Source organism: Streptomyces sp. NPDC102283, assembly GCF_044766265.1.
Lineage (GTDB): Bacteria > Actinomycetota > Actinomycetes > Streptomycetales > Streptomycetaceae > Streptomyces.
Genome location: NZ_JBIWLQ010000030.1, coordinates 21437 through 36027 on the forward strand (window position 1 = coordinate 21437; position 14591 = coordinate 36027).

Genomic DNA, 14591 nt, shown 5'->3' on the forward strand with positions numbered 1-14591 from the left:
AGCGCCGCGGCGGGTTACAGCTCCTTGATCCGGATGTCGCGGTACGAGATGACGTCGGTGACGCCGTGCACCTGGAGCCCGATGTAGCCGGAGGCGAACCGCCGGCCGTCGGTGCCCGGGTCGTCGCCCCGCGGCGGCTCGAAGAGCTGACCACCGGTGTTGTCGAACTCGTTGATCAGGACACCGTTGCGGTAGATCTCGTAGTGCTGGTCCACCACCTTGATCTCGTAGTCGTTCCAGGTGCCCTTCGGGGTGACCCCGGCGCCGCCGAGACCCACCCGGTCGAAGCCGTACACCGAACCGGTCTTGTACATGTCGCCGTCCGGCCGGTCGTTGACCTGGATCTCATGGCCGTACTTGATGGCGACCCACTCCGGACGCGACTCCTCCGGGTGGTCGTGGACCTTCGGGAAGCGGACGAAGACCCCTCCGTTGGCGTTGCCGCTGCCGGGGGCGTCGTCGCGCCACTGGAGCTTGAGCGAGTAGTCGCCGTAGGCCCGGTTCGGCAGCCACAGCATGCCCATCCCGTCCACCGTGGTGGAGCTGGTGATGGAGCCCTCCTCCTCGTTCAGCTCGAACTTGCCGCCGCCCACCTGCTCCCACTTGGCGAGCGAGGCCGCCGTGCCGTCGAAGAGCTTGGTGTAGCCCTCGGACTGGCCCGGCTTGCCGATGCCCGACTGCTTGGCGGCCTGGTTGATCGCCCTGCGCTCGCGCTGGTCGATGACGCCGTCGGTCTTCAGCCTGTCGAGCACCGACGTCACGTGCTTGAGGAACAGCGCGTGGGAGGACCAGTCCTTCTCGTCCTCGATCAGCTCGTTGATCGTGCAGCGGTTACGGGTGATCCGGTTCGGGACGCCCGTGTCGATCGTGCCGACGAAGACGGTGTGCCGCTCGTCGAACTCCGCGCAGTTCGGCGCGGGAACCCCGCCGCCCTGGGCGATGGTGAACGACACCTTCTTCGCCTCGGAGGTGTTGCCCGCCTTGTCCGTCGCCCGGTGGGCGATGGAGTGGTGGCCGGCCCGGTCGACGATCACCGGGGTGGTGTAGGCGAGGTAGGGACCGCCGTCGAGGCTGTACTCGACCTTGTTCACGCCCGAGTCGTCGTCGGTCGCCGAGACGCTCGCCCTGGCGCTGGTGATGAACGCGCCGTCGCTGTTCTTGTCGCCCTCGACCTTCACCGAGGTCTCCGGAGCCGTCTGGTCCTTGGACGGCGGCTCGACCACACTGAAGTCGACGGCCTTCTCGTCCGCCACGTTGCCCGACCGGTCGGTGGCCCGGTAGCGGACCTGGTGCTCGCCCAGCTCGTGGACCATCACCGGTGCGGTGTACGGCTGCCACGCGCCCTCCGCCCCGAGCGCGTACTCGATGGTGTTGACGCCGGACCCGGTGTCGGACGCGGTCACGGTGACCGTGGCCATCCCCAGGTACGCGCCCGCGTCGTCCTTCTCGCCCGAGACGGTCGCCGAGGTCTCCGGCGGCGTCTCGTCGTCGGTCGGCGGCGCGGCGACCGCGAAGTCGACGGATTTCTCCGCCGCCACGTTGCCCGCCTTGTCGGCGGCCCGGTAGCGGACCGTGTGGTCGCCGACCTCGTTCACCACGACGGGCGCGGTGTAGGGCTGCCACTCGCCGTCCGCCCCGAGGGCGAACTCGACGGTGTCGACGCCGGAGCCCGCGTCGGTGGCCTCGATGCCGACCGTGGCCTGGCCGATGTACGCGCCGTCACCATTCCGGTCGCCGTCGACCTTCGCCGAGGTCGCGGGGGCCTCGGTGTCCTCGCCGCTGCCCTCGGTGACGGTCAGGATGCCCTGCATCACGCCGTGGCCGGGGATCGTGCAGTGGTAGAAGTACCGGCCGGGCGACAGCGTGACCTCCACGCTGTGCTTGCCGCCCTCGGCGTCGCCCGGGTTGGCCAGGATGTTCAGCTGGACGTCGTTGTTGAACTCCGGGTCCGACACGCCGAACGTCAGCGTGTGCGGCATGCTCGTCGTGTTCCCGGTGGCCGTGCTGTTCTCGAAGACGATGGTCGCCTTGCCGGCCACCGCCGTTTTCGGCGCGGACAGATAGCGGTCGATCGGGTCGCCCGCGGTCCAGGTCAGCACCTGGTCGGCGGCGGCGGCCGGGGGCGCGTCGTCCCCCTTGCCGTACGCGGCGGTCGAGGTCAGTCCGAGGACCATGAGGAGGGAGGCCAGCAGGGCCACCCAGAAGCTCGGCGGGCGGTGCCGCCCGCGTGCGAGGTGCGGATGATGTCTCACTTCGCTGCCGCCTTTCCGACGAGATCCTCGGCGGCAGGGGTCGCGGCGCCGCCCTTGTACGTCACGCGCCACAGCGCCGACTTGGGGTCGGAGGTGAAGAAGCCGCGCCCGTAGTCCAGGACGTACAGCGAGCCGTCCGGCGCGAACTTCCAGTCCATCAGGTTGCGGATGCCGTCCGCCCCGACCGGGATGATCTTCTTCAACGACTCGGCGTGCGTGGGCAGTCCGCCCTTGCCGACCGTCTTCGGGTCGGTGAGCACGGCGTGCCGGGGCTGGGTGTCGTCGTAGAAGTCGCCGACGAACCATTTGCCGTCCCAGTAGGCGGGCCACTTGGCGGTGGACTCGCTCTGCGCGTCGTAGCGGTAGACCGGGCCGTTCATCGTGGCCTGCCCGCCGCCCTTGAGCCAGGGGAGCAGTTCCTTGCCCTCCTCCGCCTTGTAGCTCGGTACGCCGTTCTCGTCGCGCGGGTAGTCGACGCCGCCGCCCTGCGGGGAGTACCAGATGGTGTTCGGGGTCACCGGCGGGATCTTGACCAGGCCGTCGTTGTGCGGTGACTCGTTCTTCGGGGCGTCGCAGTCGTACCAGCCCAGCGGCTTGCTCGGGTCGGGCAGATTACGGTCCCGGTAGGGCTGGTTGTTGCCCATGCAGTACGGCCAGCCGTGGTTGCCCGCCTTGGTGATCGCGGCGAACGTGTCGTACTTCGCCGGACCCCAGGTGGTGGACGGGGCGCCCGCGTCGGGGCCGACCCAGCCCGCGTACAGCGTGTCCGTCGAGGCGTCGATCGAGATCCGGGCCGGGTTGCGCACGCCCATCACATAGATCTCGCCGCGGGTCTTCCCGCCACCCTCGTCCGGCTCCTCGCCGGTGAAGAGGTTGCCGGACGGCAGGGTGTACGTGCCGTCGCCCTCCGGGTGGATCCGCAGGATCTTCCCGTTGAGGTTGTTGGTGTTGCCCGCGGTGCGCCGCGCATCGGCGAAGCCGACGCCCTTGTAATTCGGCTCCGGGTTGTTGCCGGAGTAACCACCGCTGAATCCGCTGGAGTTGTTGTCACCGGTCGCGATGTACAGGTTGTCCTTCGAGTCCCACGCCATGCCGCCGCCGGCGTGGCAGCAGCTGTTGATCTGCACAGGCCAGTGGAGCAGCACCTTCTCCGACGCAAGGTCCAGCTTGTTGGCCGCGGAGTCGAAGGTGAAGCGGGAGACCTGACGGGTCGCCATGCGCTTGTCGCGGTCGATCTTCGCGTGCGGCGTGTAGTGCAGATACACCCAGCCGTTGGACGCGAAGTCCGGGTCCAGCTCGATGCCGAGCAACCCCTCCTCGACCTTGACCAGTTCGTCGCCGCCGCCCTTGTTGCCGAAGACGTCCAGCGCACCCGCCAGGGTGACCTTCTTCGTCTTGGGGTCGTAGACGTGGATCTCCCCCTTGCCCTTGCCGATGTTCGGGTCGTTCCAGTCGATGACGACCGGGACGGAGCTGTCGGCCCCGCCGCGCCCGATGTAGAAGACCCGGCCGTCCGGCGCGGTCACCAGGCCGTGCGGTTCGCCGATCTGGTCGTTCTGGCCCGGCTGGTTGGGCTGGGTGACGCGCTCGGCGGTGTAGTTGGAGGTGATCGTCGCCTTGCAGTCCGCCTGCGAGGTCCGGTTCGTCCAGGCGAGGGCGCCGCGCAGGTGGTCGCGGAAGTCGGTCTCCGCGAAGCTGTCCGCCGTACCGCCCATGGCCGTGTAGAAGGACCGGCCGCCGTCGTAGTCGCGGCACCAGGAGACCGGGTGGTCCCAGCCGTTGGCGCTCGCGCCCGGCTTGTACGTCAACTCCCGCACACGCGCCACGGTGTGCACCTCGCCGGACGGGTTCTTCGTCCAGTTCAGCCACCTGTCGGGGCGCTTCCACTCCAACGGCAGGTTCTTGGTGGCCGGGTGGACCCGGTCGCCGATCTCCACCGTCGCCCGCTGCGCGGACGCCGGGCTGTTCGCCGCGGGACGCGCTCCGACCAGTCCGGTGAACCAGTCCGAGTACGGCTCGGTCCTCGCCGCGTCATGGATGCCGAGGAAACCGCCGCCCGCCTCCATGTAGGCCTCCAGGCCCGCTTCCTGCTCCGGGTCGAGGACATCGCCCCCGCCGGTCAGGAAGACGACCGCGTGGAAGGAGCCGAGCCGCTTGCCGTTGGTGAAGACCCTCGGGTCGGCCGTGGCCACGGTGGTGAACCGTCCGGCCTCCGGGCCGCTCAGCCCGATCTTCTCGATCGCCGCGATCCCGGCGTCCGTGTACGGTGCCTCGTCGCCGGCCGACGCGTGGAAGACCAGCACCTTCACCTGCTTCGCGGCACCTGGCGGAGACGGTAGGGACAACGTTGTCGCCATCCTCTCCACCAGGGCCCGGTCCGGCGACGTATCCGCGCTGGCCGGGCCTCCGCTGCCCAGCATGGACACGGTCAGTGCGCCGGCCGCCACGGCCGCCGCGAGGCCGCGTCGCGATCTGGACCGGTGATGTGATGCGCGCTGCATGTGGTCACTCACCCCTCTGTGGTCACTGCACCTCTCGGTGACTGTGGCTTGCTCATTCTTCGTCAGTACCTCTTGATTCACTGCGACAGCGCACGAAGCTAGACCTCTTTTCGCGGTCCGCCAATAGGTATGGCAGCAATCGTGTGAACTTTGTCCTGGGTGTGGATAAACGGAGGTGCCCCGGCTACGGTGTGGCCCGTTCCGGGATCCCGTGAGCGCCGATCCGTTTCGGCGGCATCGCCGGTTTCGTTATCGCAGTGGGGAGTTCGACATGGACCGAAGGACCTTCAGCCGGCGGATGCTGGTCGGTGGCGCAGCCGCGGCCGCGACCGGGGTGACATCGTTGTCGTTGGGGGCGGTGGAGGCGAGCTCAGCCGAGAATCCGCCGCGTACGGCCCCGGCCGGCGGTGTGGTGCGCCGGCTGAGGATGTACGCCGAGAAGCTGCCGAACGGCGAGCTGGGCTACGGCTTCGAGAAGGGCAAGGCCTCGATCCCCGGCCCCCTCATCGAGCTGAACGAGGGCGACACCGTCCACATCGAGTTCGAGAACCTCACCGACGTCGACGCCAGCCTCCACGTCCACGGCGTCGACTACGACATCGCCAACGACGGCACCCGGATGAACAAGAGCCACGTCGAGCCCGGCGGCACCCGTACGTACACCTGGCGCACCCACGCCCCGCGCCTCCGCAAGGACGGCACGTACGAGCCCGGCAGTGCGGGCTACTGGCACTACCACGACCACGTCGTCGGCACGGACCACGGCACCGGAGGCATCCGCAAGGGGCTGTACGGGCCGGTCGTCGTGCGCCGCAAGGGCGACATCCTGCCCGACCAGACCTGCACGGTCGTCTTCAACGACATGATGATCAACAACAGGACGGCCCACAACAGCGTCAACTTCGAGGCCACGGTGGGTGACCGGCTCGAGTTCGTGATGATCACGCACGGTGAGTACTACCACACCTTCCACATCCACGGTCACCGCTGGGCGGACAACCGGACCGGCATCCTCACCGGCCCCGACGACCCGAGCCGGGTCATCGACAACAAGATCTGTGGCCCCGCGGACTCCTTCGGCCTCCAGATCATCGCGGGCGAACGCGTGGGTGCGGGCGCGTGGATGTACCACTGCCATGTCCAGAGCCACTCCGACATGGGGATGGCCGGGCTCCTGCTGATCAAGAAGGCCGACGGCACCATTCCTGGCTACGAGCCCCACCACGCGGCGGGCGGCGCGGAGAAGAAGGCCGGGACGAAGGACGCCGACAAGGACGACGACAAGGGCGCTGCGAGGGGCGCCGGGGAACACCAGCACTGACCCCGTCCGTGCCCTCGTCCGCCACCGGGCCCGCGGAGGGGGCGGGCCCGGTCGTGGACGGAGGGCGGGCCGGTCCACGGGCGCCCGGCGTCGGGCGGGCACGGTCACGGGCGGCGGGCGTCGTCCGCGAGTCGCCGCTGTTCCTCCTCGACGATGCGCCGGGCCAGATCGGCGTCGGAGACGTCCACCGCGTCCGGGGTGGTCTCCGCGAGGTCGCTGCGCCGGGCGTACGCGTCGAAGAGGCGGTCCTTGCGGGCCAGCAGCTCCACCAGGCGCTGGTCGACGCTGTCCGTGGCCAGCAGCCGGTGCACCTGGACCGGACGCACCTGGCCCATCCGGTGCGCGCGGGCGACCGCCTGGTGCTCCAGGGTGGGCTTGATCTGCGGCTCGCACAGGATGACCACGGAGGCGGCCTGCATGTTCAGACCGGTGCCCCCGGCCTGGATCTGGCTGAGCAGCACCGCGTGCCCGTCCACGGCGGAGAAGGCGTCGACCAGCTCCTGCCGCCGGGCCGGCGCGACGCTCCCGGAGAGCGGCCCGAAGGCGTCCGGGCCCAGGGCTTCGCCGACCGTCGCGAGGACCTCGCGGAAGTAGGAGAAGACGACCACCTTCAGGCCGGTCTCCCGCGCCTCGTCGACCAGTTCGCGCAGCCGCTCCAGCTTGGCGGAGGACCCGGGCGCGGCGTAGGCGGCCCGGCGCATCCGCATGAACCGCCCGGAGGCGACCGCCTCGCGGTAGGCGGCCCGGTCCTCGGAACCGAACTCCTCCCACTCGTCCACCTGTACCAGCGCCGGGAGTTCGGCCAGCACGTCGACCTGGTTGCGGCGCAGATAGGCGGGCGCCACGGCCCGGCGGAAGGCCCGCGAACCGGCGGCGCCGTGCGTGCCGCTGACCGACGGCGCGAGTTCCGGGCGGAGTTGGCGCACCAGGCTGCGGAACTCCTCGACCCGGTTCTCCATCGGGGTGCCCGTCAGGAACAGCACCCGCTCCACGTGCTCCGCCCAGCCGGCGACCGCCCGCGACCGGCGGGCCGCGGGGTTCTTCACGAAGTGGGCCTCGTCCACGACCAGCATCCCGGGCCGCACCGAGGCCGCCGCCCCGGGCAGCAGGTGCAGCGCGTCGAACGTGGTCACCGCCACCCCGCCGTTCTCCCGCCAGTCCGCGAACGCCTCGGTCCGCTCCGCACCGTGCACCGGCACGGCGCGCAGGGTGGAGCGGGCCCGGATCTCCCTGGTCCAGTTGATCAGCACGCTCGCCGGGCAGACCACGAGGAAGTGGCTCTCGCCGTGGGCGGCGAGATGGGCGAGCGCCGCGATGGCCTGCACGGTCTTGCCGAGCCCCATCTCGTCCCCGATGACGACCCGCTTCTGCGCCAGCGCGAAGCGCGCCCCGAACGCCTGGTAGCCGCGCAGGGACACCCGCAGATGCGTGTCGTCCAGGCGCAGCGCGCGTACCCGGTCCGCGATCCCGGCGGGGAGGAACCCCTCGGCGGCGTCCCGGTCCGGCCCGCTGCCGGACAGCTCGGCGAGCAGGCTGTAGTACTCGGCGGACCGCAGCTCGAAGTCCACCCAGGCCTCGGCGGGCGACGCCGGTGACCGCAGCAGGTCGGCCGAGGCCTGCGCGAAGAGCACCGGCAGCTCCCGCTCCACGGCGTCCGCCACGGCCGCGTGCACCGAGCCGACGGCCTCGCGCGCCCGCGCCCGTGCCTCCCGACCCGTGAACAGCATGCGCACCCGGCTCCCGGCCGGTGCGGCCGCCGCCACCGGAGGGCCGAGCCGCTCGGCGAGCCGGCGGGCCGCGTCCACCGCGCGCCGCGCGTCCACACCCGCCTCGACCAGCCGGTGCAGGGCGACGACCAGCGCGGTGCCGGCGTCGTCCGGGGCGTCCACGTCGATCCGCACCGAGACGGTGTCCCGCACGGCGTGGGCGAGCTGCGCGGCGGCGGCCAGCGCCTGGTCGGCGGTGTGCGCACCGACGCCGGGGAGCTGCCGGAGCTCGTAGCGGTTCGTGCCGTGGACCTGCCCGACCGTGCCGAACCCGGCCTGTTCCAGCGCCCCGAGACGCAGCCGCCCCTCGGTGACGTCCTTGAGCCGGGAGACGGGGATGGCGGCCAGCTCCCGGCCCACCAGGGAGTCGAGCAGCGGGTCGAGCACGGAACGTACGGCGTCCACCGCTCCTCGCCGGTCCGCCGGCACGGCGCGGGCGCTCTCCAGGAGCCGTTCCGCCCGCGCGAGCAGCTCCCGGACCGCGCCGCCGGTCGGCACCGGACTCGCGGCGGCCCCGTGCGCGAGTGCCCCGAGGGCCGTCCCGCCCGCCGCCCCGCTCTGCTTCATGTACGTCCTTCTGTTCCCGGAGGGTGTCCTATCCGCTCCGGGACCGGTGTCCCACTGCCCCGGGACCCCTCCGTCGGCTTTCCCGCCATCGTGCCACGCACCGCCGACAGGCCCCGGGCGTGCACCCGGACAGTCGCGCGACGCGTCGGGCGGCGGGGCGCTACGCTCCGGCGGGCGGGCGGCGTTGCGCGGGGGAGAGCAGCAGCACCTCCAGGGCCCGGGCGCAGGAGCGGGCCTCGGCCAGCAGCCACTCGGTGCGCTCGGGGGTGATCACCTCCGGCGTGGCCCGTACGGCGAGGGCGAAGCGGGCGTGCCCCGTACCGTCGAGCACCGGCACCGCCAGGGTGCGCACCCCGAGCGCCGACTCACCGTCGTTCAGGGCGTACGCGTCGGCCCGCACGCGTGCCAGCTCCCGCTCCAGCGCGACGGGGTCGACGATGGTGCGGTCGGTGAACGCGGGCAGGGGCGGCAGCGAGCCCGGGCCGCCTTCGCCCGGCCGGGCCCAGGCCAGCAGCACCTTGCCCAGCGCCGTGGAGTGCAGCGGCCTGCGCAGCCCCACCTTCGGGGTGACGGAGCCGCCGGCCACGATCACCGCGTGCGGGCCGCCGCGCAGCGCGAGGTCGGCCGTCGCGCCGGTCCGCTCCGCGAGGTCGGCCAGCTCCGGCGCGGCCAGATGCAGCCCGCGCTGGTGGTACGACAGCCGGCCCAGCTCGGTCACGGCGGGGCCGAGGCGGTAGCGCGACGTGCGTGGATCCTGCTCCAGGAAGCCCGCGGCGAGCAGTGTCCGGGCGAGCCGGTGGGCGGTGGAGACCGGAAGTCCGAGGCGGCGGGCCAGGTCGGACGCGCTGAGGTCGGGGCCGTTGTCGTGGAAACAGTGCAGGACGTCGAGGGCCCTCCGGACCGCCTGGGCGCCGCCCGGGGCGCGTGCTGCCGCGGTCTCGGTCATATCGGTTCACTCTCCGCTCGTAACAGGGGAAGGGCGCTCCATCGTTGCCACATTACGGGAACTGTGAAGCGGCTCATCCCTCATGAGAAACACGCTGTTCACATGGAATCCCACATCATGGGAAGCGAGTTGTCGGCCCGTGGAGATCCGTGGCAGGCTTCGGCCGTCCCCACCGACGAGCGGAAAGGAGCCGTGGACCATGCCCGGACGCACCGTCGTGCCGTCAGCCTCCGCCCCCGGCGTCCCGGTGCCGCTCGCTCTCACCGCGCGCCGCCACATCGACCTGGCCCGCGTCTCCAGCGCCGCCTGTCGCTGACCGCCGCCGTACACCGCACGCCGCGCACCCGGCCGCCGACCCGGTTCCGTCCAACGCTCCGGTTCCGGTCCCGTTCCACGGTCCGGTCCCGTTCCACGGTCCGGTAGCCCCCGGCCGATCCGCGACACGCTCCGCCTCCCGCGTCCGCGCGAACCGCCCCCCCCCAGCCGCGCACCACCCCGCGCCCCGCTTCCACGGGCGCAGCGGGGCGAGCCGGGCTGTACGGGGCGTGTACGGCAGCCGCGCATCGCACTCCTCGCCGTTCACCGGCCCCCGCCCCGCCCGCTCAGCCGAACCTCACGGGAAGACACCTCCATGACGCATGCCGCCGTCCTGCCCCGCACTCTCTGGTTCACCCGTTGTCCCGTGCCCACGGCCACCGGCATCGCCGCCGACCGGCGGTGGCTCACCGACGAGTTCGCCCGGGACGGCATCACGGTGCGCTCCCTGCAGGACGCCGAACCCGACGCCGACCCCGCCGCGCACTACACCCACGCCCTGCCCGGCCTCTTCCGCGAAGGCGGCAACGTCCCCGCCCTCTGGGCGCGTTCACGCGGCGAGCGCACCCGGCTCGTCGGCCTCACCTGGATCGAGGAGCGCCAGAGCATCCTGGCCGCCCCCGGCTCCGGCCTGCGTGGAGCCGCCGCGCTGCGCGGATCGCGGATCGCCCTCCCGGTCCACCCCATCGCCATCGACTTCTGGCGGGCCATGGCCCTGCGCGGCTTCGAGGGGGCCCTCGCCTCCGCGGGCCTCGGCCTCGCGGACGCCGTCCCGGTCGACGTACCTGCCGACGGTTCCCGGGAGCAGTGGTCGGCCGAACTGGCCGCACTGCGCCGGGGAGACGTCGACGCGGTGTACGTCAAGGGAGCCCTCGCCGTCGAGGCGGCCCGCCGGTCCGGCGCGGAGGTGGCCGTCGACCTCGACGACCTGCCCGACCCCGCCTTCCGGATCAACAACGGCACACCGAGGCCCATCACCGTCCACCAGGACCTCCTGGACGAACACCCCGGCCTCGTCGACCGCTTCCTGGCCGTCCTGCTCCGGGCCGCCGACTGGGCCGCCGACCGGCCGGACGAGGTCGACCGGATCCTCGGCGCCGAGACCGGGGCCGGGGCCGAAGGGGTCGCGGGCGCCTACCTTCCCGGCACGCACCGCACCCTTCACCCCGACCTCTCGCCGCGCCGCCTCGCCCTGCTCGCCGCACAGGAGAAGGCCCTGCGCGCCCACGGCTTCCTCCCCGAGGCCGTCGACATCGACTCCTGGGCCGACCCCGCACCGCTTTGCCGCGCCGCAGCGCTCAACGGCATGCCCGTACTCCCGCCACCCGTCACTCCCTGACCCCGAGGACCACCGCCATGACGGTCACCCGACCACTCCGTACCACCGCTCCGGCCGCTCTGCTCACGGCCACCGCACTCCTCGCACTGACCGCCTGCGGCACCTCCGAGGCGGACAGCACCGGCTCCGACGGTTCCGGCAGGACCGTCGAGGTGCGCATCCCGGACCCCGGCAACTCCGGCGTCCTCGCCCTCGGTAAGAAGGACGGCAGCCTGGACAAGGCCCTGGGCAAGGTCGGCGCGAAGGTGAAGTGGACCGGCAGCGCCGGGCCCTTCGCCCCGGCGGCCCAGGCGATGAACGCCGATCAGCTGGACGTCGCCACCGGCTCCATCACCTCCGGCATCACCTCCCTCGCGCAGCGCCCCGGCTTCCGGTTCTTCACCGCCGTCGACCCGGACGCCGCGGGCGAGGGCATCCTCGTCCGCGGCGGCTCCGGCATCGAATCCGTCACGGACCTCGTCGGGAAGAAGGTCGCCGTCAACCAGGGCGGCACCGGCGAGTACCTGCTGCTCAAGGCGCTGGCCAAGGCGAAGATCCCGGCGCAGAAGGTGGAGCGGGTCTACCTCCGGCCCGACCAGACCGCCGCCGTCCTCAACGCCGGACAGGTAGACGCCTGGGCCGTCTGGGCCACCTACGCGGTCGCCGAGATCGGCGGCGGCAAGGCGCACTTCGTCGCCGACGGCGCGGCCATCGGCTCCGACAACTACAGCCTCAACGCCGTGCGTACGGGCTTCGCCGAGCAGCATCCCGAGATCGTCCGGGCGCTCTACGACTACCTCCACGAAGCCAGCGCCAAGGAGAAGAAGGACCCCGCCGCCTATCTCAACGTCTTCACGGACGTCGGTCCGACCGCCGTCACCGGCAAGGCGAAGGAGGTCCAGACCGAGATCACCGCACAGGGCGGCACCGTCGACCCGATCGGCCCCGAGGACATCGTCCGATTCGAAGCGGTCGCCGCCTTCTACGCCGACCAGAAGGTCACCAAGGAGAAGGTCGACGTGGCGGCCCACCTCCTCGACGTGGAGAAGCTGACATGAGCGTGACCCCGGCGGCCGGCCCGGACAGCCCGCCCCGCGAGGACGCGGCCGCCACCACCGACGCACCGCCCCCCGGCCTCGTCGCCCCGCGCCCGCAGCTGCGCGGACCCCGGAGCCGTTCCTACGCCGTCACGGTCCGGGCGCTCGGCCCGGTGGTCCTGCTCGCCCTGTGGTGGGCGGCCTCCGCGACCGGGCTGCTGACCGCCGACGTCCTGGCCTCACCGGCGGAGGTGTTCCGCGCGGTGGGGGAGCTGTGGGGCAACGGGCAACTGCCCGACGCCCTCACCACCTCGCTGACCCGCTCCGGACTCGGTCTGATCATCGGCCTCGCCGCCGGCCTCGCGCTCGGCATCGTCACCGGATTCACCCGGCTCGGCGACGAACTCCTCGACTCCTCCCTCCAGACCCTGCGCACCATCCCCTTCCTCTCCCTCGTCCCGCTGTTCATGGTCTGGTTCGGCATCAACGAGACCGCGAAGATCCTCCTCATCGCCGTCGCCACCACCTTCCCCATGTACGTCTCCACCTCCAGCGGCGTCCGTACCACCGACCCGAAACTGATCGAGGCGATGCGCGCCTTCGGGATGAGCCGGCTCGGCATCGTCCGCGAAGTCGTCCTGCCCGGCGCGCTGCCCTCGCTCCTCGCCGGGCTGCGGCTCTCCATGACGCTCAGCGTCATCGCCCTCATCGCCGCCGAGGAGATCAACGCCACCGCGGGCATCGGCTACCTGATGTCCCAGGCCCAGAGCTACGCCCGCACCGACATCCTCGCCGTCTGCATCCTCGTGTACGGACTCCTCGGCCTCACCGCCGACATCCTCGTCCGCCTCCTGGAACGCGTCCTGATGCCGTGGCGCACCCCGCAAGGAGCCCGCCGATGACCGGCGACAGGAAACAGGCCACAGCCGTACGGGTACGGGGACTGCGCCGTGTCTTCGGCAGCCGCGCCGTGCTCGACGGCCTCGAACTGCACATCAACCGCGGGGAGTTCGTCGCACTCCTCGGTGCCAGCGGCAGCGGCAAGACGACACTCCTGCGCATCCTCGGGGCGCTGGACGGGGCCGACGGGGGAGAGGTGCTGGTGCCCGAGAGCCGCACGATCGTCTTCCAGGAACCCCGCCTCGTACCGTCCAAGAAGGTCCTCGCCAACGTCACCGTCGCCCTGCCCGGGTCCCGTACGCCGGACGGGCTGAGGGCGCTCGCGGAAGTGGGGCTGGAAGGGCACGCCGGGGCCTGGCCCGCCACCCTCTCCGGCGGCGAGGCCCAGCGGGTCGCCCTCGCCCGTGCCCTGGTGCGGGAGCCCGAACTGCTGCTGCTGGACGAGCCGTTCGCCTCGCTGGACGCGCTGACCCGGCTGAAGATGCACGACCTGGTCGACGAACTGTGCCGCAAACACCGCCCCGCCGTGCTCCTGGTCACCCATGACGTCGACGAGGCCGTACGGCTCGCCGACCGGGTGGCCGTCCTGCGCGACGGGCGGCTCGTCACCGACGAGCGCGTCGCCGTCGACCGCCCCCGCGACCCCGGCGACCCGGCCTTCGCCGCCCTGCGCCGCCGCCTCCTGGGCGACCTCGGCGTCCCCGTCGCGCCGGGAGCCGCCACCGGCTCCGCCACCACACCCGTCACCACGTCCGCCCCGCTCTCCGTCGGAGTGATCTGAATGACCATCACCATCGGTGTCCACGCGAGCAATCCGTCCCTCTACCACCTCTACCACCTGACCCGGCACGGCTTCGCCCAACAGGAGTTGGAGCCTCTCGGCGAGAGCGTCGCCTTCCACCCGTACAGCAACGGCGTCCGCACCGGGGAACTGCTCAGCCGGGGTGTCATCGACTTCGGCGGCACCGGCTCCACCCCGCCCGTCACCGCCCAGGCAGCGGGCCACGACCTCGTCTACACCGCCGTCTCCGCACCCCGCCCCGAGCACGGCGCCCTGCTGGTCCCCGAGGACAGCCCCCTGCGGACGGCCGCCGACCTCAAGGGCGCGAAAGTCCACCTGGCGATCGGCTCCTGGCAGACGCACCTGATCGCCAAGGCGCTCGACGACGCGGGACTCTCCTACGCCGACGACATCACCGCCGAACGCTCCACCGAGGACAGCGAACGGCTCCTGCGCACCGGAGCCGTCGCCGCCTGGGTCGCCCAGGGACCGCAGCTCGCCGCGGCCCGCCGCACCGGCGGGCTGCGCACCCTGATCCGCACCGGTGACGTCATCACGGACCGCTCGGTGTTCTTCACCCGGCGGGCACTCGCCGAACAGCGGCCCGAGATCATCGAAGCGCTCACCCGCGCGCTCCGGCGGGCCGACGACTGGGCCGCCGCCCACCCGCGCGAGGCCGCGCGGATCGCCTCCGCCGACCTCGGCGGCACGGTCGAGGACTGGGAGAGCGCGCTGACCGCGCTGCCGTGGCGGATCGAGGAGGTCGGCGACGCCTTCCTCGCCGAACAGCAGGAGGCCGCCGACATCTTCCACCGCACCGGCTTCATCGAGCGCCCGGTCACCGTGGCGGACGCCGTCGCCCACGCACCCGCGAAGGCGGTCTGAGG

At 71.9% G+C, this 14591-nt stretch carries 11 protein-coding genes; 7 read left to right on the forward strand and 4 right to left on the reverse strand.

Annotation, left to right across the window (positions count from 1 at the left end; all coding sequences use genetic code 11):
• Positions 1–14 precede the first annotated feature (14 nt).
• Positions 15–2252 (reverse strand): OmpL47-type beta-barrel domain-containing protein, encoded by a 2238-nt coding sequence (locus ACIRJT_RS36630; protein ID WP_403918329.1) that lies wholly within the window; start codon positions 2250–2252, stop codon positions 15–17.
• Positions 2249–4699, reverse strand: a complete 2451-nt coding sequence (locus ACIRJT_RS36635; protein ID WP_403918422.1) for a ThuA domain-containing protein — start codon at positions 4697–4699, stop codon at positions 2249–2251. The genes ACIRJT_RS36630 and ACIRJT_RS36635 overlap by 4 nt, the downstream gene beginning before the upstream one ends.
• 325 nt (positions 4700–5024) lie before the next feature.
• Between ACIRJT_RS36635 and ACIRJT_RS36640 the strand changes: the two genes are divergently transcribed.
• Complete coding sequence (locus ACIRJT_RS36640; protein WP_403918332.1) at positions 5025–6074, forward strand: multicopper oxidase domain-containing protein; 1050 nt, start codon at positions 5025–5027, stop codon at positions 6072–6074.
• Between the two features lie 104 nt (positions 6075–6178).
• Here the strand turns inward: ACIRJT_RS36640 and ACIRJT_RS36645 are convergent, their stop codons facing one another.
• Together ACIRJT_RS36645 and ACIRJT_RS36650 are read right to left on the reverse strand one after the other, a co-directional pair.
• A complete protein-coding gene (locus ACIRJT_RS36645) occupies positions 6179–8407 on the reverse strand; it encodes a DEAD/DEAH box helicase (protein ID WP_403918334.1) in 2229 nt (742 codons plus the stop codon).
• A 160-nt stretch (positions 8408–8567) separates the two neighbouring features.
• Entirely contained in the window at positions 8568–9353 is a 786-nt protein-coding gene (locus ACIRJT_RS36650; RefSeq protein ID WP_403918337.1) for an IclR family transcriptional regulator, read from the reverse strand.
• A 199-nt stretch (positions 9354–9552) separates the two neighbouring features.
• Between ACIRJT_RS36650 and ACIRJT_RS36655 the strand changes: the two genes are divergently transcribed.
• The 6 genes from ACIRJT_RS36655 to ACIRJT_RS36680 all read left to right on the forward strand — a co-directional run bounded on the left by ACIRJT_RS36655 (position 9553) and on the right by ACIRJT_RS36680 (position 14589).
• Positions 9553–9669 carry a putative leader peptide gene (locus ACIRJT_RS36655; RefSeq protein WP_403918339.1) on the forward strand — a complete coding sequence of 39 codons (117 nt, stop codon included), beginning with the start codon at positions 9553–9555 and terminating at the stop codon, positions 9667–9669.
• Between the two features lie 315 nt (positions 9670–9984).
• Positions 9985–11007: an ABC transporter substrate-binding protein gene (locus tag ACIRJT_RS36660; RefSeq protein WP_403918341.1), complete on the forward strand. Its 1023-nt coding sequence runs from the start codon at positions 9985–9987 to the stop codon at positions 11005–11007.
• Positions 11008–11024: 17 nt separating this feature from the next.
• Entirely contained in the window at positions 11025–12044 is a 1020-nt protein-coding gene (locus tag ACIRJT_RS36665; RefSeq protein WP_403918343.1) for an NrtA/SsuA/CpmA family ABC transporter substrate-binding protein, read from the forward strand.
• The gene (locus tag ACIRJT_RS36670) at positions 12041–12925 is read left to right on the forward strand and encodes an ABC transporter permease (protein ID WP_403918346.1); all 885 of its coding nucleotides are present in this window, start codon (positions 12041–12043) and stop codon (positions 12923–12925) included. The genes ACIRJT_RS36665 and ACIRJT_RS36670 overlap by 4 nt, the downstream gene beginning before the upstream one ends.
• Entirely contained in the window at positions 12922–13704 is a 783-nt protein-coding gene (locus ACIRJT_RS36675; protein ID WP_403918349.1) for an ABC transporter ATP-binding protein, read from the forward strand. Before ACIRJT_RS36670 ends, ACIRJT_RS36675 begins: the two co-directional genes overlap by 4 nt.
• A complete protein-coding gene (locus tag ACIRJT_RS36680) occupies positions 13705–14589 on the forward strand; it encodes an ABC transporter substrate-binding protein (RefSeq protein ID WP_403918351.1) in 885 nt (294 codons plus the stop codon). It abuts the gene before it with no gap.
• The last annotated feature ends 2 nt before the right edge of the window (positions 14590–14591 follow it).